Consider the following 19,176-nt stretch of genomic DNA (forward strand, 5'->3'; position numbering starts at 1 on the left):
CTCCCCCTCTTGTCATTATTTTCCAGCGACAATACTCTTACAAAGCTTACAAACAGCTTTCATTCTTATCGATTTTCAGCTGACGCCGGGATCAAGCCAGTTGCTGGTAGAGGCCGGTGACGCCATCCATCACTTCCAGTATGCGTTCGCTGGTGGTAGCCACATTGGTGGCGTTGCGTTGGCGGTTCATGCTGTCGCCGCTCTGATGCAGCGCGGCGTCGAAGAACAGCCATTGCTGTTGTGCCAAGGTCAGTTCATCGTGGATTCTTGCAGTGTCGCCGGGAGCATCGCTGAGGGTTTGCATGGCGGTGACGAATTCCTTGCGCGCCTGCTCCAGCTTGCCGGCCGCATCGGCTGGCGCCACACCCCATTGCTGGGCCTGGTAGAACTTGGCCATGCGTTGCGACAGCATGCGCTGCCGTCCCGAGAGATTAACCAGCTGGCCAGCGGCGCTGCCGGAGTATTTTTCCAACTGTACGGTAGAAGTCTGCGCCAGCGCCAGGATCTCTTCGCTCAGCGCCATGATGTTGCGGGCATCCTGCTGGTTAGGCAATTTTCCCAGCAATACCTGCTTGTAGCCTTGCCAGGCCTTCTCCATTTCTGCCAGCACCAGCTTGTTGTCGGCGTTCGGCGCGAAAGCGCGCAACTCGGCCAGCTGCCTTTCAAACAGGCTGAGCGACAGGTCCAGGATTTTTTTTGAGCGCTCGACATCGATGGCCTGTCCCAACTGCATGTACGCCTTGGCCAGCCGCTGCGACAGCATTCTCTGCCGGCCCGACTTGTTGATGGCGTCATTGATGTTCAGCACCTGCGCCCAGGTATTCGAAAACAGACCCCAGCTTCCCGCCAGGACCATCGATCTGCCCAGAAAACCTCTTCTATGCACCATGCTTTTCTCCGTTGTTGAATGTGAACGAAGACAAGCAAGCTTTATACCCAATTAAAATCACCGAAATGGCCGAATCGCTGCGATCCCGCTGGCTACCCCTGCTTGAAGCTGACGCCTTCCTTCTTGCCATGGTCTTTTCTGCGCACCACGACGGTGCCGGCCATCTTGTCGTGCCAGCCTTGCTTCCTCTTGTCGAAGGCGACCCATATGAAGCCCAGGCACAGCCCGAAAGTAGAAACGTAATAGCCGATATAGCGCACCACCAGCTGGGCCGGCTGCGGATTCTCGCCGGTCTTGGCGTCGACGATCTTCGCGCCTATCATCATTTTTCCTGGCGTGCTTTGCTTCACCAGCCAGAATGCCAGGACCGCGACTATGGGTAGTAGCCACTCAAAAATGACGCCGCCAAAGCCCTTGAAAAGACGATCATCTTCCCAGTAGGCGCTGCCGTAGATCGCCAGCATGATCGGGATGATCACCACCAACAGCAATACCGTGTCGACCAGGCTGGCCAGCGTGCGGGCCCAGAATCCAACGTACTCCAACTCTTGTTCAGATTGCGCTTGCTCCATATGACGCCTTTTCAGTGAGCGCTACGATTCAGATTGAACGGCTTATTTGATACGCTGTTTTTCCAGCTTGCGCGCCAGTGTACGGCGATGCATGCCCAGGCGGCGCGCGGTCTCGGAAATATTGAAGCCGGTTTCCACCAGCACTTCGTGGATGCGTTCCCATTCCAGCGTCTTGATCGAGGTCGAACGGGTGCTCAGCTCAAGCTCGGCCACTCCGGCGACGTGGCCGAAAGCGGCCTCGATATCGTCGGTGTTGGAAGGCTTGGCCAGATATTGGCAGGCGCCCAGCTTGATCGCTTCCACCGCGGTGGTGATGCTGGCGAAACCGGTCAGCACCACGATCAGCATGGCCGGATCGTGCTTGTGCAGCATCTGCACGCAAGCCAGCCCGGAGGTATTGTCGCTCAGCTTGAGGTCGACCACGGCATATCCCGGCGAATGCTGCTGCAACAGCTGCGCAGCCTCGTCCAGGTTGGCAGCCAGCAGCACTGTATAGTCGCGCCGTTCGAACGAACGGCCGAGCGTGCGCGCGAAAGTGGCATCGTCTTCGATGATCAGCAGCAGACGATCAGCCGGCATGTTCTGTTTCCTCTTGTTCCAGGCTGATGGCCGCCAGCGGCAGCGTCAGCTGCACCTGCGCCCCGCCCTGCGGCCGGTTGCTGGCGCTGAAAGTGCCGCCCAGCTTGCGGGCGACGTTAACTACAAAAAACAGCCCGAGGCCGCTGCCGGGCCGTCCTTTGCTGGACTGGTAAGGCTTGCCGACCTGGGCCAGTATCGCCGGCAGGAAGCCCGGACCGCTATCGGTGACTTCCAGGATCAGGGCGTCACCCTCGCGCGAAGCTTCCAGGCTGACCCATTGCGGCGACGCTTCCAGCGCATTGTCGAGGACGTTGCAGATCATCTGCTTGAGCGCCGAATCGAAGGCCACCGGAATATCCTGTTCGATGCGGTTTTCGTAGGCGAACGAGATCACCGGGCGGGTCGCGCCCCACTCTTTCGCCAGGTCGTTCAGGAAAGTATTGATAGTGGTCTTAACCGACGACTCGCCGCGCGCTTCGCCGGCCGACAGCAAGATGCCGCTGACGATGCTCTTGCAGCGCTGCAGCTGGGTTTGCATGTCGCCGATTTCTTCCAGCAGCTCGCGGTTCTGGCTGAATTCCGGCATGCGTCGCCAGTCGCCCAGGATCACCGACAGCGTCGCCAGCGGCGTACCCAGCTCATGCGCCGCACCGGAGGCCAGCAAGCCCATGCGCACGATGTGATCTTCTTCGGCCGCGCGCTGGCGCAATTCCGCCAGCTGGGCGTCGCCGGCGCGCAGATTGCGGTTGATGCGGGTAATGAAAAACACCAGCAGCGCGGCATTCATCACAAAGCACATCAGCATGCCCTCGACATACAGGCTGGACAGGCCGTTGACATGATCGGGCGGAAACGCCAGCGGCTCGGAAAACAGCGACAGGCCGGCCAGGCACAGGCTGGTGATGGCGACCATGGTCCAGGTCGACCAGGCTTCCAGCAGCACCGCGCTGAGAATCACCTGCAGCAGGAACAGGAAGGCAAAGGGATTGGTGGTGCCGCCGCTCAGGTAGAGCTGGGCGGTCAGGATGCCGACATCGACCAGCAGCGCCAGGAACAGTTCGCCGTTGGTGGCGACCCGGCGCTCGTGCCAGCGCAGGTGGCTGGCGATATTGAAGGCGACCAGGCAGGCCAGCACCTTCAGCATGTGCGGCAAGGGCAGCTGGATGCCGAAGCCGAGGATGACCACGGCGATGGTGGTGATCTGGCCGATCACGGCGATCCAGCGCAGCTGGATCAGCTGCAGCATGTTCTTGTGGCCGGCGCCGTTTTCCACGCCCGCCGCCACCGTCCAGCGCTGTTTCAAGTCTTCTGTATTTGCAAGAATATTAATTTTGCTTGCCATCTTCACTTTCACTTTGGTCTTTTCCGGCATTGTGCGGCAATTTTCGTTCTTCGCGCACGACCCAGTAGCAGGCGCCCGCCACCATCAAGGCGAGCGCATACCAAGTGAGAGCATAAACCAAGTGGCTGTTGTGAAAGGCAATTACTGTCAAACCGGCAACCGGACGCAGCCCGTCGCCGATTTCCTGTGCGGCCGGCTGACGCACGGCTTCGGCGTCGACAAAGTAAGGCGCAACCCGGTCCAGGCCGCGCGCCGCCGCAATCGCCTGCACATCGCGTGAATACCAGCGGTTGCCGGCAGGGTCGTTATGCCGCAGGAAGCCGCCGCCCGGCTCGCTGATGCGCAGCAGGCCGTTGACGACGACCGGTGCGGATTCGGCGACCACCACCACAGATTCGGGCGTCGCAGTCGGCACGAAGCCGCGGTTGACCAGCACCGTGCTGCCGTCGGCGCTGCGCAACGGTGTCAGCAGCCAGTAACCGCCGCCCAGCTCGGTCGCAGCCTGGACCCGGGTGGTCAGTGCGTACAGATAACTGCCGCTCACACGCACATGGCGGTATTCGTCGGACTCGGCATTGATGCGCGGCCACTGCTGCGGGCCCGGGGCGGCAACCGCGGGCGCATGGACACGGGCGTCGACGCGCTGGATCAGGTCCAGCTTCCACTGCAGGCGCTTGAGCTGCCAGCTGCCGAGGGCAAAGAATGCCGCAAACAGCAGCACGGCGCAAGCCGCCAGCGCCATTTTCGTAGCGCTGGAGCGCGAACGCGGCGCCGTTGCCGGCGCCGCGTTCTGGTGTGCCGCGGTTTGCGGCTCCTGCGGTTCTGCTTTCATCGCAGCGGATTTATGGCGTCTGCTGCATGTTGGGCATGTCGTGCATATCGTGGGATTTCGGCATGGTCGACATATCCATGCCCGGCATGTTCTGCATCGATTCAGGCACGGTTTCGTGCATCGACGAATCCGTCATCATGCCCGGCATCATGTTGTGGTTCAGGTGATACATGACCCACAAGGAGCCGCTCAGCATGATGAACACCAGCATGATCGTGAAGATCAGCGCCAGCATCGACCAGCCGCCTTCGGACTTGGTGTTCATGTGCAGGAAGTACACCATGTGCACCACGATCTGCACGGCGGCGAAGGCCAGCAGCACCAGTCCGAGGGTGCTGGACTTGTCGATGACCTTGCCCATCACCAGCCAGAATGGAATCGCGGTCAGGATCACCGCCAGGATGAAACCGGTGGTGTAGCTTTTCAGGCTGCCGTGGTCGGCGTGGGTGTGGCCGTGATGATCGTCGTGATCATGGCCATGGCCGACAACGCGGGCCGGGTGTTGTTGATGTCCGCCGCTCATGGCAAAACTCCCATCAGATAGACAAAGGTGAAGACGCCGATCCAGACCACGTCCAGGAAATGCCAGAACATCGACAGGCACATCAGGCGACGGCCGTTTTCCGGAGTCAGGCCATGGCGCTTGACCTGGAACATCAATGTGATCAGCCAGACGATGCCGAAGCTGACGTGCAAGCCGTGGGTCGCCACCAGGGCGAAGAAGGAAGTCAGGAAGCCGCTGCGTTGCGGACCGTAGCCTTCGTGGATCAGGTGAGCGAACTCATACAGTTCGAAGCCGATGAAGCAGGCGCCGAGGATGCCGGTGACCGCCAGCCATGCCAGGGTCGCACCCTTGCGCTTGCGCTGCATTTCCAGCATCGCGAAACCGTAGGTGATCGAGGACAGCAGCAGCAGCGAGGTATTGATCGCCACCAGCGGCAGGTCGAACAACTCGGCGCCGGTCGGGCCGCCTGCATAGTTGCGGCCCAATACAGCGTAGGTCGCGAACAGGCAGGCGAAGATCAGGCAATCGCTCATCAGGTACAGCCAGAAACCCAGCAAGGTGCCGTTTTCCGGGTGATGCTCGCGGACGTAGAAGCGCGCGCTCGGGTCAGCCGGGCTGTTGGCGCTGTTGGTATTCATAGTGAGATCAGACATGGCTAGCCAGCAATCTAGTGCGTTCACCCTCGGTGCGGACGACTTCGTCCGCCGAGATGTAGTAATCGCGGTTGTAGTTGAAAGTGTGGACGATGATGGCAGCCATCATCGCGGCAAAGCCGAGGCCTGCCACCAGCCACATGTGCCAGATCAGGGCAAAGCCGATGGCTGCGCTGAGCGCGGCGATGATGAAGCCGGCTGCCGTGTTCTTCGGCATGTGGATGGCAACGAAGTCTTTCAGCGGACGGGTATAACCGTTGGCCTTCATGTCGGTCCAGGCATCGTTGTCATGCACCTTCGGCGTGAAGGCGAAGTTGTAGTCTGGCGGCGGCGACGAAGTCGACCATTCCAGCGTACGTGCATCCCATGGATCGCCGGTGGTGTCGCGCAGCGCTTCGCGGCGGCGGAAGCTGACCACCAGCTGCACGATGAAGGAAGCGATGCCGAGTGCGATCAGGACCGCGCCGAAAGCGGCGATCTGGAACCAGATCTGCAGCGACGGATCTGCAAAGTGGCCCATGCGGCGGGTCACGCCCATCAGGCCCAGCACGTACAGCGGCATGAAGGCGAAATAGAAGCCGATGGTCCAGAACCAGAAGCAGCACTTGCCCCAGAAGTCGTCCAGCTTGAAGCCGAAGGCTTTCGGGAACCAGAAGTTGATGCCGGCGAACATGCCGAACAGGACGCCGCCGATGATCACGTTATGGAAGTGGGCGATCAGGAACAGGCTGTTATGCAGCACGAAGTCGGCCGGCGGCACTGCCAGCAGCACGCCAGTCATGCCGCCGATAGTGAAGGTGACCATGAAGCCGATGGTCCACAGCATAGGCAGCTCGAAGCGGATGCGGCCGCGGTACATGGTGAACAGCCAGTTGAAAATCTTGGCGCCGGTCGGGATCGAGATGATCATGGTCGTAATGCCGAAGAACGAGTTGACGCTGGCCCCGGAACCCATGGTGAAGAAGTGATGCAGCCACACCAGGTAAGACAGGATGGTGATCACCACGGTGGCGTACACCATCGATGTATAGCCGAACAGGCGCTTGCTGCTGAAAGTGGAAACCACTTCAGAGAAGATGCCGAAAGCCGGCAAGATCAGGATGTAGACTTCAGGGTGGCCCCAGATCCAGATCAGGTTGACATACATCATGGCGTTGCCGCCCATGTCGTTGGTGAAGAAATTGGTGCCGAAGATACGGTCCAGCGACAGCATGCCCAGCACCGCGGTCAAGACCGGGAAGGCAGCGACGATCAGGACGTTGGTGCACAAGGCGGTCCAGGTAAACACCGGCATCTTCATCATGTTCATGCCAGGGGCGCGCATCTTGACGATGGTGGCGATCAGGTTGATCCCCGATAGCAGCGTCCCTACCCCGGCAATCTGCAGCGCCCATATATAGTAGTCGACCCCCACATCCGGACTGGCCAGGATGCCCGACAGCGGCGGATACGCCAGCCAGCCGGTACGCGCGAATTCGCCGACGAACAGCGACGCCATCACCAGCATGCCGCCGAAGGTGGTCATCCAGAAGCTGAAGTTGTTGAGGAAAGGAAAAGCCACGTCGCGCGCGCCGATCTGCAGCGGCACCACGTAGTTCATCAGGCCGGTCACCAGCGGCATGGCCACGAAGAAAATCATGATGACGCCGTGCGCCGTGAAGATCTGGTCGTAGTGGTGCGGCGGCAGGAAGCCTTCCGAACCGCCGAATGCAAACGCCTGCTGGGCACGCATCATCAGGGCGTCGGCGAAGCCGCGCAGCAGCATGACCAGGCCGAGCACCACGTACATGATGCCGATTTTCTTGTGGTCGATGCTGGTGAACCAGTCGCGCCACAAAGTGCCCCAGACCTTGTAATAGGTCAGCGCGCCAAGTACCGCGGCGCCGCCGAGGGCGACCATGATGAAGGTCGCGATGAGGATCGGTTCGTGATAGGGAATCGCTTCCCAGGTGAGACGGCCGAAGATCAGCTTCGTCAGATCGATATGGTCTAGCATCATTGCTTTCCGGTGAAGAGGTGAAACGCGGCGCCTGGCTGCGCGCCGCTGCTGGCAGAGCGGAGCGCTGCTTGCCGGTGTTGTATTACTTGCGTTGCATGCAGGGCTGGCAGCATGTGCAGGCCCTTATTCATGCGCCTGTTCCATCTTGTGACCGCTCATCATCTGGTCCATGCACATCTGGCCAGGTTCGATGCAACGGTTGAGGATGGCGTGGTACAGATCCTTGTCGACCGAGCCGTAATAGCGCACCGGCTCTTTTTCGCTAGGCTTTTCCAGCTGCAGGTAGTCCGGACGGTTCAGATGGCCGCTGGCTGTCTTGCGCGCCGCTACCCATTGATCGAAGTTTTCCTGGGTCATGCCGTGGAACTTGAAGCGCATGTCGGAGAAGCCGGCGCCGCTGTAATTGGCCGAGAAGCCCTCGAACTCGCCTGGACGGTTGATGACCGCGTTGAGCGAGGTCTGCATGCCGGGCATGGCGTAGATCTGGCCGGCCAGCGCCGGGATGAAGAAGGAGTTCATGATCGCCGACGAGGTGATCTTGAAGCGGATCGGCACGTCGACCGGCGCCGCCAGTTCATTGACGGTGGCGATGCCTTGCTCCGGATAGATGAACAGCCACTTCCAGTCGAGCGCCACCACTTCGACCGTCAGGGTCTTGGTGTCGGCCGGAATCGGACGGTCGGCGTCCAGGCGCGACAGCGGCCGGTACGGGTCCAGGGTGTGGGTGCTGATCCAGGTCAGCAGGCCGAGGGCGATGATGATCAGCAGGGGCGCGCCCCAGATCACCAGTTCAAGTTGTGTGGAATGGTCCCAGTCCGGCTCGTAGCGCGCGGCAGTATTGTTTTTCCGGTAGCGCCAGGCAAACCAGATGGTCAAGGCGATCACCGGAACGATGACCAGCAGCATCAGGAGGGTGGAAACGACGATCAGGCGTCCCTGCTGAGAGGCGATATCGCCGGAGGGATTCATGACCACTGTGTTGCAGCCAGCCAGGAGGGCGACGGACAGGACGGGCAGCAGAAGCAATCCGCGACGAGAAATTAGGGAAACCATGGAGTAAAAGTCCAGTCGAAGCTATCAGATCGTGGTACTGTACACTGACTGGTGCGCGTTGGCGATTGGACGTTTTGTCCTACCCTTGCCAGTGTAGTATTTTGCATGTAATCGTATGTAATGAAGCGTCAGATTATGTGCGAAACGCCACACTAAGCGTCGGGTAGGGTCGCCATGCCAGCAGGCAAGGCCATAATTAGTAAAGACCTAAACCTACTAGAGACAAAATTATGATGACCAGCACCCATAGCCATAATGGCGATCTTTCCGCTAATCTCTCGTCGCATGCGTCTGCCCAAGACGTCCGCAGTGCCAAATCCGACCACCCTGAAGTTGCCCCGGGCGAAATAGCCATCGGCGTGGTGATCGGGCGCGCCTCGGAGTATTTCGACTTTTTTGTGTATGCGATGGCCTCGGTCCTGGTGTTTCCGGCAGTTTTCTTTCCTTTTGAGCAACAATTGGAAGGGACATTGTACGCATTCGTGATCTTTTCCTTCGCCTTCCTCGCCCGCCCCTTCGGCACCGTGGCCTTCATGGCCATCCAGCGCCGCTTCGGCCGCGAGGTCAAGCTGACCGCCGCCCTCTTCATCCTGGGCATTTCCACCGCCGGCATGGCCTTCCTGCCGACCTACGAACATCTTGGCTTCTATTCGATCATCCTGCTGTCGCTGCTGCGCATCGGCCAGGGCGTCGCCCTCGGCGGTTCCTGGGACGGCTTGCCGTCGCTGCTGGCGCTGAATGCGCCGCAAAACAAGCGCGGCTGGTACGCCATGCTGGGCCAGCTGGGCGCGCCGATGGGCTTCATGATCGCCGGCGCCCTGTTCGCCTACCTGCTGGGCAACCTGACCACCGAAGACTTCCTCGACTGGGGCTGGCGCTATCCGTTCTATGTCGCCTTCGCCATCAACGTGGTGGCGCTGTTTGCCCGCCTGCGCCTGGTGTCGACGCCGGAATACGCCCGCCTGCTGGATGAACGCGAGCTGGAGCCGACCAAAGTCATCGAAATGACCCGCTCGCAAGGCCGCAACCTGCTGATCGGCGCCCTGGCCGCCCTCGCCAGCTATGCGCTGTTCCACCTGGTGACGGTATTCCCGCTGTCATGGATCAGCCTGTATTCGATGCGCTCGGTGCATGACTTCCTGATCATCCAGGTCATCGGCGCCGCCCTGATGGCCGTCGGCGTGGTTGCTTCGGGCCTGATTGCCGACCGCCTGGGCCGCCGCACCACCCTCGGCAGCTGCGCGATCCTGATTGCGATACTCAGCGCCTTCGTGCCGACGCTGATGAACGGCGGCGAGCTTGGCCAGAATATCTTCATCCTGCTCGGCTTCAGCTTGCTGGGCCTGTCTTACGGCCAGGCTGCCGGCGCGGTGACCGCCAACTTCCCGTCCAAGTATCGCTATACCGGCGCCGCACTGACTTCCGATCTGTCATGGCTGGTCGGCGCAGGTTTCGCGCCGCTGGTGGCGCTCGGCCTGTCCGCCCACTTCGGGCTGGCGTATGTCAGTTTCTACCTGCTGTCGGGTGCAGCCTGCTCGCTGGCGGCACTGAGCCTGAACCGCGCGCTGGAGATACGCGACTAAGCCTGCCAGCTCCGGCGTTACCGGCCGCTTTTAGCAAGCCTTGCCGGACGCCTGAAAACTAATCCTCGGTCCGCCAGCCGCTGCGGCCGAGGTATCCTTCTTCCAGTCCGACATCGGAAAAATCAAAGTCATCATTGCAGTTCGGGACCGAACCCAGCGTTCGCCTCAGATAACTGCTGCCCACAAACACGCCGACACCGGCGCCGACCAGTAGAAAAATCATCATCACAGCCTCATTTTCGCACGACAGTGCGAATTTAGATTAAAAAAAAGCGCGCCGTCCCGCTACGCGCCCTGGTAGTTAAAGCTACGGTAAGTGGAAATCAGGCGGCTATAGGCGTTATGCACCCGCTGCACCGCACCGTTATCGCGCATGAAACGGATGTCGTGGGTAAGGCCGACGATCAGGCTGTAGATTTCAAAAATCAGCTGCTCCGGATCGCTGTCCGGCCGCAGATGCCCTACTTCGATCGCCTGGATGATGGTACGCCGCATGGTTGCACGCCAGCGCATCACGCCGCGCTGGATGCGGTCCCGCAGCGGACCATCGATGTCGTCGTATTCAAAGGCGCCGGCGATATACAGACAGCCGGCGAGCTCGCGCGGATCGCTGGCGCGGACTATCCAGGCCTTCACCTGGGAGCTCAGGCGCGGCAAACCGCGCGGCAAGGCCATGGACGGCAGGAACACTTCTGCGCTGAAGCGGCGGTCAAACTCTTCCAGCGTCGCTTCTTGCAGCGCCTCCAGCGAGCCGACCCGCGAAAACACCCCGCTTTTGCTGATGTCCAGCTGTTTCGCCACCTCTCCCAGCGACAGCTTGCCTATCCCCTCCGCCGCGGCTATGGCTAGGGCGGCATTGACGATCGCGGCGTAGGTAAGTTCGCTTTTGCTGGTTTGGCTCATGGTGCCTGCATATTAGCACACTCATGCGAAATTAAAATAGACTTATCGCTGCATTCCGCTTAGCGCTAAGGCAAGCTGCCATCGACCAGCCGCAGCCAGTGCTGGCCGCTATCGCCATCGGCGGCAACCGCTGCCGACATGGCTGAACGGTATTTGCTTCTCAGCTTGCGCTGCTTGCCATAGGCGCAGATTTTTTCTATTACCTCACGTAATTCGTCATCTGCATGCAAATCCTCCAGCAGCTCGCCCCATAGATTCGCGGCGTTCCAGCGCCTGAAATGCACATACACCGTGTTCCATTTGCCGAATCTGGCCGGTAGCTCGTGCCATGTGCGCTCGCTGCCGATCAGCCAAAGCAGTGCTTCGATGAATTGACGGTTGTTTTTCGCGCGCGTGTCCGAGTATCCGCTCTTTGCTGACAGCAGCTGCTCCAGTCGTCGCCATTGGTCGTCCTGAAGAATCATGATGTCCTCATTGGTTTATCGCCCGGAAGAGTGTGACCCAGACGATGCGGACCGTACTGAAAAGCGGCGGGCACAGCCGGCATCGCCAGATTGGCTGCCTTGCTGCTTAAAAACAGGCGAACTCACAGGATCACTGCAGTTTGTGCGGTCGTCCATGGAGGCAAATTTTACATAGTTGCTTGATAATATATTGTTAATGATTGTTAATTTGTAATGATCAGCTGTCGACCCGACACAGGCATGACAAACTTGTCATCCCTGTGTCATCAGATCGTTTGAGGCCGGCGCCTAGACTGTTGTTCAGCGATGGCAGAAAACGCTGTCGCCCCCTCAACTTTTCAGGAAACCATCATGCGTACCGTAAAAACGATTTTTACCGTCCTGGCCTTCGGCGCCGCCGCTTCAGCTTTCGCCGAAGCACCCTATCCGCCTGAACAGGCTTTCGTCTCGACCCTGACCCGGGCGCAAGTAGAACAGGATGTCGCCAAGGCCGAGGCGCAGGGAACGCTGCTGCAAAGCGACGCCAGCTATCCGCTCATCGTAACGCCGGCTGCACAAGGACAGAAGCCGATGATGGCGCAAATGCACGAACATCAACAGCACGATGCTGGCGCCTCGATCTATGCCGGCGCATGACATTGACGGCTTTCGCGCCGGCCGCGAGCTCAGCGCTTGCGCGCCAGCGTCAGGCCGTCGCCGACCGGCAGCATCGACAAGTCGATGCGCTGGTCGCTGTGCAGTTTCAGGTTAAGCGCCTGCAAGGCAGCCGTATCGGCATCTTCCGCGGGCGCGCTACGCTGCCGTCCCATAACACGTTGTCGATGGCGATCAGGCCGCCGCGCCGCAGCAGCTGCAGGCAGCGTTCGTAGTAGCCGTCATAGGCGCTCTTGTCGGCATCGATAAAAGCAAAATCGTATTGCCCCGCTGCGCCGGCAGCCAGCCTGGCGTCGAGCGTCGTCAGCGCCGGCGCCAGCTGCAGGTCGATCTTGTGCTCGACCTTGGCCTGTTCCCAGTACGGACGGGCGATGCGCGTGTATTCGTCGCTGATGTCGCAGGCCAGGATCTGGCCGTCCTCCGGCAGGGCCAGCGCCACCGTCAGCGCGCTGTAGCCTGTGAAAACCCCTATCTCTATGGTCTTGCGCGCACCCATCAGGCGCACCAGCAGCGCCATGAACTGCCCTTGTTCGGGCGAGATCTGCATGCCGCCGCGGGCGTGGCTGCGGGTCGCCGCGCGCAATGCGGTCTGCGCCGGATGTTCGCGCAGAGAATGGCTGAGCAGATAGTCATAAAGCGTATCGTCAAGATTAAGCGTGCGGCTGGACATGGTGGGGCTTCCTCTGTTTGGGAGATCAATTTACCACGTCCTTCATCTCGTTTCAGAGCAACGGCAGGCTCGCAGCCATCCTTATGCTGAAACCGATTTAGCATGGCCGAAAGCCTTCGTTCTCCGCCGGCGCCGGATTGATTAGGATGCAGAGTTACGCGGCCCAGGCTGGCGTCCAGCAAATCAATCGAGGAAAAGATGACGACGATATCGAACAAGCGGCGCCTGCTGCTGCAGGGCCTGAGCGCCAGCGCAGCGGCGGCAAGCCTGCCGGCCTTGGCGGCGGAACAACGGACGCTGCGTATCGGCTACCAGAAATTCAATACGCTGAACATCCTGAAAGGCAGCGGCAGCCTGGAAAAAGCCTTGCAGCCGCTGGGATGGCAGGTGAAGTGGTTCGAGTTCGCCGCCGGCCCGCAACTGACCGAAGCCTTGCATGGCGAGGCCATCGACTTCGGCCATGCCGCCGATACGCCGGCCGTGTTCGCCAACGCCGCCGGCGTCAATGCGGTGTACCTCGCTGCTGAGCAGCCCTATCCGCAAGGGATAGCGATTTTCGTCGCGCAGGAATCCGCCATCCGCTCCGTGAAAGACCTGAAGGGCAAGAAAATCGCCCTCGGCCGCGGCTGGAATGTGCAATACCTGCTGGTGCGGGCGCTGGAGGAAGCTGGCCTGACGTATAGCGACATCATTCCGGTCTACGTCACCAATGCCGCCGATGTGCGCGCGGCTTTCCAGTCCGGCAATGTCGATGCGGCGACGCTCTGGGATCCCTATCTGGCGGGGCAGCAGATCGCCAGCAATCCGCGCATCCTGCGCGACGGCACCGGCCTGTCCAACAACCGTACCTTCCACCTGGCCAATCCGGCATTTGTCGACCGCAACAAGGACATCATCCGCATCCTGTTTGCCGAACTCAAGAAGACCAATGCCTGGGCCCAGTCCCATCCGCTAGAAACCGCTGAACTGCTGGCGCCGCAGCTGGGCGTCGATCCCAAGGTATTGCGGCTGGCCAGCGCGCGCCGCAACTACACCACGGTGGCGGTCGACGCCGCCATCGTCGCCGAACAGCAGCAGATCGTCGCCGCCTTCTACAAGCTAAACCTGATCAAGACCCAGGTGCAGGTCAAGGACAAGGTCTACCCTGAAGTCTTGCTGTGAGCGGGAGCGCAGAATGATGCATCTCGCCGCCTTCCTGATCGCCGGCAACGCCGCCCACAGCCAGGTGCTATGGCGCCATCCCGACAGCAGTCCCGGCGGCTTCCTCAAGCTGGACTATTACGCGCGCATTGCGCAGACGCTGGAACGCGGCAAATTCGATCTGCTGTTCTTTGCCGACCGTCTGGCGGTGTCGACCCGCTACGGCGGCGATCACCGCTACGGCGTCGGCCACGGCGACCAGGATGCCACCCGGCTCGACCCCTTGCCGATACTGGGAGCGCTGGCTGCGTTCACCAGCAGGATCAGCCTGGGAGCGACCCGTTCCACCACCTATTCTCAGCCCTACAGCCTGGCGCGCGAGTTCGCCACGCTGGACCATCTATCGGCCGGACGCGCGGCATGGAATGTGGTGACTTCGGTGAACCAGGGCGAAGCCGACAATTTCGGCTTGCGCCAGAGCCTGAGCCACGACGCCCGCTATGACCGCGCCGACGAGTTCCTCGACGTCGCCCATCAGCTATGGGGCAGCTGGGCGCCGGAAGCGCTGCTGCTGGAAGCCGGCAGCGGCCGCTATGCCAATGCCGAGCTGGTGTCGGCCATCGCTCACAGCGGCCCTTATTTCAATGTGCGCGGCCCGCTCAACATCCCTGCTTCGCCGCAGTCCGGACCGGTCATCATCCAGGCCGGCTCATCCCAGCGCGGCCAGGATTTTGCGGCGCGCTGGTCGGAAGTAGTGTTCGGCATCCAGCCCGACCTGCCGCGCATGCAGCGCTTTTACCAGGACCTGAAAGGCCGCGCCGCCAAGTTCGGCCGCCAGCCGCATGACATCAAGGTGCTCACGGCCGTGATGCCTTTCGTCGGCGGCAGCCGCGCCGAAGCTGAAGAAAAGCGTGCGCGCCACAATGCCTTGGTCGATCCGATCGTCGGCCTGTCGACGCTCTCCAGCCATATGAACGTGGATTTCTCAGGCTATGCGCTGGATGCGCCGATCGCCGATCTCGAAGTGGCTGGCATGCAGGGCCTGTTCAGCCTGATCCGCGAACTGTCGAGCGAGCGCCAGCTGACGCTGGCCGACATCGGCCGCATGTACGCCAGCGGCGTGCTGGTGCCGCAGGTGGCCGGCACTGCCGGCGACATCGCCGACTGGATGACCCACATCGTGGCGCAGCAGGGAGCGGACGGCTTTGTCATTACGCCGGTCCATCTGCCGCACGGCTTCGACGACTTCGTCGAGCTGGTGGTGCCGCAGCTGCAACAGCGCGGACAGTTCCGCCAGGACTACCAGGGCGACACGCTGCGCAGCTATCTGCAGGCGTGACAAGCGCCGCGGGCCTACACGGCTGCGGCAAACACCGTCGCCAGCCAGTCGACAAACACGCGCACCCGGGGCGACAACTGCCGATGATGCGGATACAGCACCGATACGGTCGACGGCGGCGGCCGGTATTCCGGCAGCACTTCACGCAAGGCGCCGCTGGCGAGCAAGCTTGCGGCGCCGTAACGCGGCACCTGGATCAAGCCGAAGCCCGATGCGCAGCACTGCTTGTAGGCATCCGCATTATTGACAGAGATCGTGCCCGGGATGGCAAGCTCGCGCCTTTCACCATCCACCGTGAATGTGAAAGGGTAGATTTTTCCGGTCTGCGCTGAAAAGAAATTGACGGCGCGGTGCGCGGCAAGATCTTCTACATGGCGTGGCTCTCCATGCTGTTCCAGATAGGCGGGGCTGGCGCAGGTCACCTGCTCCAGACTGGCAAGGCGCCGCGCCACCATCGACGAATCCTGCAGCTCGCCCACGCGCAGCACGCAATCGATGCTTTCCCTGACCAGATCCACCAGGCGATCGCCCATGCCGATCTGCAGTTCGATATTCGGATAGCGGGTGCAGAACTGGTCCAGCAGCGGCAGCACGAAATGGCGCCCCAGCGTGCCGTGCATGTCTATCCTCAGCTTGCCCGAGGGGTTGGCGGCGGCTTGTGAAAACACATTTTCGGTTTCCTCCAGATCGGCCAGCAGCTGTATGCAGCGCGTGTAATAGGCGTCGCCGTCCAGGGTCGGGCTGACCTGGCGCGTGGTCCGGTGCAGCAGCCGCACGCGCAGGCGCGCTTCCAGCTGCTTGATGGCGTTGGTCACGGTGGCTTTCGGATAGCCGAGGTCTTCGGCGGCGCGGGTAAAACTTTTCAATTCGACAATGCGCGTAAAGATGCGCATGGATTCAAATTTATCCATAGGGCTGCCTGACTCAATTGTTAGTTCATATGGAACAGTGTAGGCAATTTAAGCCAGTTTATCCAATCAAAATTAACTGCCATGATGTACTCACTGCCCTGCCAACCGATATCCGGCAAGCCGCGGGCGGCTTACGCAACGCTTAAACCAACTTCAAGGAGCTTCAAATGAACAAAGCAGACAAGCAAGTAGCCATCGTCACCGGGTCCTCGCGCGGCATCGGCGCCGCGGTGGCGCAACGCCTGGCCGGCGACGGCTTTGCCGTGATCGTCAATTACGCCGGCAGCGCCGCGGCCGCCCAGGCCTTGGTGCAGCAGCTGGTCGAGCAAGGCGGCCAGGCATTGGCGGTGCAGGCCGACGTCAGCGACGTCGCAGCCGTGCGCGCCATGTTCGATGCAGCGGAACAGACATTCGGCGGGGTCGATGTGCTGGTCAACAATGCCGGCATCATGCTCAACGCCAGCATCGCCGAAACCGACGATGCCGCTTTCGACCGCCAGATCGCCATCAATCTCAAGGGCAGCTTCAACACCCTGCGCGAAGCCGCCAGGCGGCTGCGCCATGGCGGCCGCATCATCAATTTCTCCTCCAGCGTAGTCGGTTTGCTGCAGCCTTCGTACGGCGTATATGCCGCCACCAAGGCCGGCGTGGAAGCGATGACCAGCGTGCTGGCCAAGGAACTGCGCGGCAAGAACATCACCGTCAACGCCGTCGCTCCTGGCCCGACCGCCACCGAGCTATTCCTCAACGGTAAACCGCAAGAGCTGGTGGATCGCCTGGCCAAGCTGGCGCCGCTGGAACGCCTGGGCCAGCCGCGGGATATCGCCGGCACCGTGTCCTTCCTGGCCGGCGCCGACGGCGGCTGGATCAACGGCCAGGTGCTGCGCGCCAACGGCGGCGTCATCTGAGCCGCGCTTTTCTTACCCGCACTTTCTTGTATCTATGAGAGGAAATATCATGCAACAAGTCATCGTCATTACCGGCGCCTCCAGCGGCTTCGGCGCCCTCGCCGCGCGCGCCCTGGCCCATGCCGGCCACATCGTGTATGCCAGCATGCGCGAGACCAAGGGACGCAATGCGCCCCAGGCGGCTGAAGTGGCGCGTTATGCCGCCGAGCACGGCGTAGACCTGCGCAGCGTCGAGCTCGACGTCGCCGCCAGCGCTTCGGTCGAGGCAGGCATCGCCAGCATCGTCGCCGACTGCGGCCGGCTCGATGTGGTGATCCATAACGCCGGCCACATGTCTTTCGGCCCGGCCGAAGCGTTCACGCCGGAACAGTTCGCCCAGCTTTACGATATCAACGTGCTCAGCACGCAACGCGTCAACCGTGCCGCCCTGCCGCAACTGCGCAAGCAAGGCAAGGGACTGGTGATGTGGATTTCCTCCAGCAGCGCGCGCGGCGGCACCCCGCCCTACCTGTCGCCGTATTTCGCGGCCAAGGCCGCCATGGATTCGCTGGCAGTGTCGTATGCCGGCGAACTGGCGCGCTGGGGCATAGAGACTGCCATCATCGTGCCTGGCGCCTTCACCAAGGGCACCAACCATTTCGCCCATTCCGGCGCGCCGGTCGACCAGGCGCGCGCCGCGGAATATGACAACGGCCCGTATGCCGGCGTGCCGCAGCAGGCGCTGCAAGGACTGGCGGCGCTGGAACCGGCCGATGCCGACGCCGGCTCGGTGGCCACGGCGATCGTCGAAGTGGTCGGCATGCCGTTCGGCAGCCGCCCATTCCGCACTCATATCGATCCCTCGCAGGACGGCTGCGAGATCGTCAACGGCGTCGCCGACCGCGTGCGCAGCGAGATGTTGCGCCGCATCGGCCTGCAAGACCTGTTGCACCCGAAGGTGATCGGCTGACGCGGTTTTATCCGGTCTTCTTCAGGCAAGCCGCCTTGGCGACGTCAAGGCGCTTTTCCAGGTTGGCTTCCAGCGACGGCGATTTGCCGGTCTGCAGCAGCAGGTTGTATTCGCTTTGCGGCACGCTGTCCCAGTAGGCATCGGACACGCAGCCGCAAAAGGCCGGCATCTTCTCCGGCGCCTTGGGCGCGCCGCGGGCTGAAGCGCCCATCTTCAGGCAGATATCGGTATTGGCTTTCTTTAGCTCGGGCATGACCTTGGCGCCCCATGCCAGCTGGCTGGCGGCGACCAGGGAAAATGCAGTAATCGCGGCGAGGATTTTTTTCATCTGCTCTCTTATTTGAAATTCATCAGGATGGTCATCACTATCGGGAAAGCGATGATGATAAAGGTGATCGGGAAGATGAACATGATCAGGGGCGCAATCATTTTCATCGGCGCTTCCATCGCCAGCTTTTCGGCGCGCTGGAAACGTTCGGTGCGCTTTTGCTCGGCGAACTTGCGCAAGGTCGGCCCCAGCGGCACGCCCAGTTTATCGCATTGCAGGACAATGCCGACAAAACGCGAGATGTCGACATTGCCGGTGCGGCGCGCAAATTTTCCCAAGGCATCGGCGCGGCCGGCGCCGGTCTTCATGTCGCGCACTACTCGCTCGATCTCATGGCGCAAGATGCATTCCGGACCGCGTTCGCAGAAATTGACGATGGCGGTGTTCAAGGTCAGGCCGCATTCGCAGCACAGAGTGACGATATCGACAAAAGAGGGAAAATAGCGCGAGATTTCAATGTTGCGTTTCTTCTTCTGGTCGCGGATCCACATCAGCGGATAAAACCAGCCTATCAGTCCCAGCACCAGCATGATGATCAGCACCGTGTAGTCGATGCCGAATGCCGCCAGGCCCACCAGCACCGCGCAAAACAGCGCCACAGCCAGCGAGAAGAACTGCAGGGCGTAAGTCTCGGCGGGCGTCATGAAATATTCCAGGCCGGCCGAGTTAAGCATCTGCTTGCGTTTCAGCAGCCGCGCCTCCGACACTGTCGCGCCAAAATAGAAGTCGAAGAACATCACTCCGTTCCAGATTCTTTTCAGCAGCGGCGGCAGCGGATCCATGTTCGGCCGGAACTTGGTGACCTTGACATTGGCCACCAGACGGAACAGGTAAAACATGAAGACGCTGAGGCTGCCGAAGGCCAGTATGATTGCGCCGTAAAGATAGATTGAACTGCTCATG

21 protein-coding genes and 1 pseudogene are annotated in these 19,176 nt (G+C 61.0%); 6 read left to right on the forward strand and 16 right to left on the reverse strand.

Annotated elements, in window-relative coordinates; all coding sequences use genetic code 11:
- Nucleotides 1-91: 91 nt before the first annotated feature.
- From VNZ65_RS13110 to cyoA, 9 genes are all read right to left on the reverse strand, one after another.
- Nucleotides 92-889, reverse strand: coding sequence for a type IV pili methyl-accepting chemotaxis transducer N-terminal domain-containing protein (locus VNZ65_RS13110; protein WP_325669658.1), 798 nt, complete (start codon nt 887-889; stop codon nt 92-94).
- A 92-nt stretch (nt 890-981) separates the two neighbouring features.
- Nucleotides 982-1,461, reverse strand: coding sequence for an RDD family protein (locus tag VNZ65_RS13115; protein ID WP_325669660.1), 480 nt, complete (start codon nt 1,459-1,461; stop codon nt 982-984).
- Nucleotides 1,462-1,503: 42 nt separating this feature from the next.
- A complete protein-coding gene (locus VNZ65_RS13120; RefSeq protein WP_325669662.1) occupies nt 1,504-2,040 on the reverse strand; it encodes a response regulator transcription factor in 537 nt (178 codons plus the stop codon).
- Entirely contained in the window at nt 2,030-3,382 is a 1,353-nt protein-coding gene (locus VNZ65_RS13125) for an ATP-binding protein (RefSeq protein WP_325669664.1), read from the reverse strand. Before VNZ65_RS13125 ends, VNZ65_RS13120 begins: the two co-directional genes overlap by 11 nt.
- Entirely contained in the window at nt 3,366-4,214 is an 849-nt protein-coding gene (locus tag VNZ65_RS13130; RefSeq protein ID WP_325669666.1) for an SURF1 family protein, read from the reverse strand. Before VNZ65_RS13130 ends, VNZ65_RS13125 begins: the two co-directional genes overlap by 17 nt.
- Before the next feature lie 10 nt (nt 4,215-4,224).
- Nucleotides 4,225-4,737, reverse strand: a complete 513-nt coding sequence (gene cyoD / locus VNZ65_RS13135) for a cytochrome o ubiquinol oxidase subunit IV (RefSeq protein ID WP_325669668.1) — start codon at nt 4,735-4,737, stop codon at nt 4,225-4,227.
- Nucleotides 4,734-5,372 carry a cytochrome o ubiquinol oxidase subunit III gene (gene cyoC, locus VNZ65_RS13140; RefSeq protein ID WP_325669670.1) on the reverse strand — a complete coding sequence of 213 codons (639 nt, stop codon included), beginning with the start codon at nt 5,370-5,372 and terminating at the stop codon, nt 4,734-4,736. The genes cyoD and cyoC overlap by 4 nt, the downstream gene beginning before the upstream one ends.
- Entirely contained in the window at nt 5,365-7,368 is a 2,004-nt protein-coding gene (gene cyoB, locus VNZ65_RS13145; RefSeq protein WP_325669799.1) for a cytochrome o ubiquinol oxidase subunit I, read from the reverse strand. The genes cyoC and cyoB overlap by 8 nt, the downstream gene beginning before the upstream one ends.
- A gap of 126 nt (nt 7,369-7,494) precedes the next feature.
- Nucleotides 7,495-8,424, reverse strand: coding sequence for a ubiquinol oxidase subunit II (cyoA, locus tag VNZ65_RS13150; RefSeq protein ID WP_325669672.1), 930 nt, complete (start codon nt 8,422-8,424; stop codon nt 7,495-7,497).
- 233 nt (nt 8,425-8,657) lie between these two features.
- On the opposite strand from cyoA, the gene VNZ65_RS13155 reads away from it, so the two are divergent.
- Entirely contained in the window at nt 8,658-10,007 is a 1,350-nt protein-coding gene (locus VNZ65_RS13155; protein WP_325669801.1) for an MFS transporter, read from the forward strand.
- 58 nt (nt 10,008-10,065) lie between these two features.
- On the opposite strand, the gene VNZ65_RS13160 is transcribed toward VNZ65_RS13155, so the two are convergent.
- The 3 genes from VNZ65_RS13160 to VNZ65_RS13170 all read right to left on the reverse strand — a co-directional run bounded on the left by VNZ65_RS13160 (nt 10,066) and on the right by VNZ65_RS13170 (nt 11,374).
- Nucleotides 10,066-10,233 carry a hypothetical protein gene (locus tag VNZ65_RS13160; protein WP_325669674.1) on the reverse strand — a complete coding sequence of 56 codons (168 nt, stop codon included), beginning with the start codon at nt 10,231-10,233 and terminating at the stop codon, nt 10,066-10,068.
- Between the two features lie 59 nt (nt 10,234-10,292).
- A complete protein-coding gene (locus VNZ65_RS13165; protein WP_325669676.1) occupies nt 10,293-10,910 on the reverse strand; it encodes a TetR/AcrR family transcriptional regulator in 618 nt (205 codons plus the stop codon).
- 65 nt (nt 10,911-10,975) lie between these two features.
- Nucleotides 10,976-11,374 carry a transposase gene (locus VNZ65_RS13170; RefSeq protein ID WP_325669678.1) on the reverse strand — a complete coding sequence of 133 codons (399 nt, stop codon included), beginning with the start codon at nt 11,372-11,374 and terminating at the stop codon, nt 10,976-10,978.
- Nucleotides 11,375-11,725: 351 nt separating this feature from the next.
- Here VNZ65_RS13170 and VNZ65_RS13175 point away from each other — a divergent pair, with 351 nt between their 5' ends.
- Nucleotides 11,726-12,010: a DUF4148 domain-containing protein gene (locus VNZ65_RS13175; RefSeq protein WP_325669680.1), complete on the forward strand. Its 285-nt coding sequence runs from the start codon at nt 11,726-11,728 to the stop codon at nt 12,008-12,010.
- A 29-nt stretch (nt 12,011-12,039) separates the two neighbouring features.
- On the opposite strand, the pseudogene VNZ65_RS13180 reads toward VNZ65_RS13175, so the two are convergent.
- A pseudogene (locus tag VNZ65_RS13180) lies at nt 12,040-12,698 on the reverse strand (class I SAM-dependent methyltransferase).
- Nucleotides 12,699-12,896: 198 nt separating this feature from the next.
- Here VNZ65_RS13180 and VNZ65_RS13185 point away from each other — a divergent pair.
- Entirely contained in the window at nt 12,897-13,859 is a 963-nt protein-coding gene (locus tag VNZ65_RS13185; RefSeq protein WP_325669682.1) for an aliphatic sulfonate ABC transporter substrate-binding protein, read from the forward strand.
- Between the two features lie 16 nt (nt 13,860-13,875).
- On the forward strand, nt 13,876-15,177 hold the full coding sequence (locus tag VNZ65_RS13190) for an LLM class flavin-dependent oxidoreductase (RefSeq protein ID WP_325669803.1): 1,302 nt from the start codon (nt 13,876-13,878) through the stop codon (nt 15,175-15,177).
- A 14-nt stretch (nt 15,178-15,191) separates the two neighbouring features.
- Here the strand turns inward: VNZ65_RS13190 and VNZ65_RS13195 are convergent, their stop codons facing one another.
- Entirely contained in the window at nt 15,192-16,088 is an 897-nt protein-coding gene (locus VNZ65_RS13195; RefSeq protein WP_325669684.1) for a LysR family transcriptional regulator, read from the reverse strand.
- Between the two features lie 167 nt (nt 16,089-16,255).
- Between VNZ65_RS13195 and VNZ65_RS13200 the strand changes: the two genes are divergently transcribed.
- Nucleotides 16,256-16,996: an SDR family oxidoreductase gene (locus tag VNZ65_RS13200; RefSeq protein WP_325669686.1), complete on the forward strand. Its 741-nt coding sequence runs from the start codon at nt 16,256-16,258 to the stop codon at nt 16,994-16,996.
- Nucleotides 16,997-17,045: 49 nt separating this feature from the next.
- On the forward strand, nt 17,046-17,945 hold the full coding sequence (locus VNZ65_RS13205; protein ID WP_325669688.1) for an SDR family NAD(P)-dependent oxidoreductase: 900 nt from the start codon (nt 17,046-17,048) through the stop codon (nt 17,943-17,945).
- Between the two features lie 7 nt (nt 17,946-17,952).
- On the opposite strand, the gene VNZ65_RS13210 is transcribed toward VNZ65_RS13205, so the two are convergent.
- Nucleotides 17,953-18,273 (reverse strand): hypothetical protein, encoded by a 321-nt coding sequence (locus tag VNZ65_RS13210; protein WP_325669690.1) that lies wholly within the window; start codon nt 18,271-18,273, stop codon nt 17,953-17,955.
- Nucleotides 18,274-18,281: 8 nt separating this feature from the next.
- Complete coding sequence (locus VNZ65_RS13215; RefSeq protein ID WP_325669692.1) at nt 18,282-19,175, reverse strand: type II secretion system F family protein; 894 nt, start codon at nt 19,173-19,175, stop codon at nt 18,282-18,284.
- Between the last annotated feature and the right edge of the window lies 1 nt (nt 19,176).

This window comes from Collimonas sp. (genome assembly GCF_035566555.1).
Lineage (GTDB): Bacteria > Pseudomonadota > Gammaproteobacteria > Burkholderiales > Burkholderiaceae_D > Collimonas.

Excerpts from the sequence above, each read along its gene's own strand:
- VNZ65_RS13170 (WP_325669678.1), bottom strand. The coding sequence starts at position 11,374 with ATGATTCTTCAGGACGACCAATGGCGACGACTGGAGCAGCTGCTGTCA.
- VNZ65_RS13205 (WP_325669688.1), top strand. The coding sequence starts at position 17,046 with ATGCAACAAGTCATCGTCATTACCGGCGCCTCCAGCGGCTTCGGCGCC.
- cyoD (WP_325669668.1), bottom strand. The coding sequence starts at position 4,737 with ATGAGCGGCGGACATCAACAACACCCGGCCCGCGTTGTCGGCCATGGC.
- VNZ65_RS13175 (WP_325669680.1), top strand. The coding sequence starts at position 11,726 with ATGCGTACCGTAAAAACGATTTTTACCGTCCTGGCCTTCGGCGCCGCC.
- cyoC (WP_325669670.1), bottom strand. The coding sequence starts at position 5,372 with ATGTCTGATCTCACTATGAATACCAACAGCGCCAACAGCCCGGCTGAC.
- VNZ65_RS13165 (WP_325669676.1), bottom strand. The coding sequence starts at position 10,910 with ATGAGCCAAACCAGCAAAAGCGAACTTACCTACGCCGCGATCGTCAAT.
- VNZ65_RS13125 (WP_325669664.1), bottom strand. The coding sequence starts at position 3,382 with ATGGCAAGCAAAATTAATATTCTTGCAAATACAGAAGACTTGAAACAG.
- VNZ65_RS13185 (WP_325669682.1), top strand. The coding sequence starts at position 12,897 with ATGACGACGATATCGAACAAGCGGCGCCTGCTGCTGCAGGGCCTGAGC.
- cyoB (WP_325669799.1), bottom strand. The coding sequence starts at position 7,368 with ATGCTAGACCATATCGATCTGACGAAGCTGATCTTCGGCCGTCTCACC.
- VNZ65_RS13190 (WP_325669803.1), top strand. The coding sequence starts at position 13,876 with ATGCATCTCGCCGCCTTCCTGATCGCCGGCAACGCCGCCCACAGCCAG.
- cyoA (WP_325669672.1), bottom strand. The coding sequence starts at position 8,424 with ATGGTTTCCCTAATTTCTCGTCGCGGATTGCTTCTGCTGCCCGTCCTG.
- VNZ65_RS13120 (WP_325669662.1), bottom strand. The coding sequence starts at position 2,040 with ATGCCGGCTGATCGTCTGCTGCTGATCATCGAAGACGATGCCACTTTC.
- VNZ65_RS13200 (WP_325669686.1), top strand. The coding sequence starts at position 16,256 with ATGAACAAAGCAGACAAGCAAGTAGCCATCGTCACCGGGTCCTCGCGC.
- VNZ65_RS13215 (WP_325669692.1), bottom strand. The coding sequence starts at position 19,175 with ATGAGCAGTTCAATCTATCTTTACGGCGCAATCATACTGGCCTTCGGC.
- VNZ65_RS13160 (WP_325669674.1), bottom strand. The coding sequence starts at position 10,233 with ATGATGATTTTTCTACTGGTCGGCGCCGGTGTCGGCGTGTTTGTGGGC.
- VNZ65_RS13210 (WP_325669690.1), bottom strand. The coding sequence starts at position 18,273 with ATGAAAAAAATCCTCGCCGCGATTACTGCATTTTCCCTGGTCGCCGCC.
- VNZ65_RS13155 (WP_325669801.1), top strand. The coding sequence starts at position 8,658 with ATGACCAGCACCCATAGCCATAATGGCGATCTTTCCGCTAATCTCTCG.
- VNZ65_RS13195 (WP_325669684.1), bottom strand. The coding sequence starts at position 16,088 with ATGGATAAATTTGAATCCATGCGCATCTTTACGCGCATTGTCGAATTG.
- VNZ65_RS13115 (WP_325669660.1), bottom strand. The coding sequence starts at position 1,461 with ATGGAGCAAGCGCAATCTGAACAAGAGTTGGAGTACGTTGGATTCTGG.
- VNZ65_RS13130 (WP_325669666.1), bottom strand. The coding sequence starts at position 4,214 with ATGAAAGCAGAACCGCAGGAGCCGCAAACCGCGGCACACCAGAACGCG.
- VNZ65_RS13110 (WP_325669658.1), bottom strand. The coding sequence starts at position 889 with ATGGTGCATAGAAGAGGTTTTCTGGGCAGATCGATGGTCCTGGCGGGA.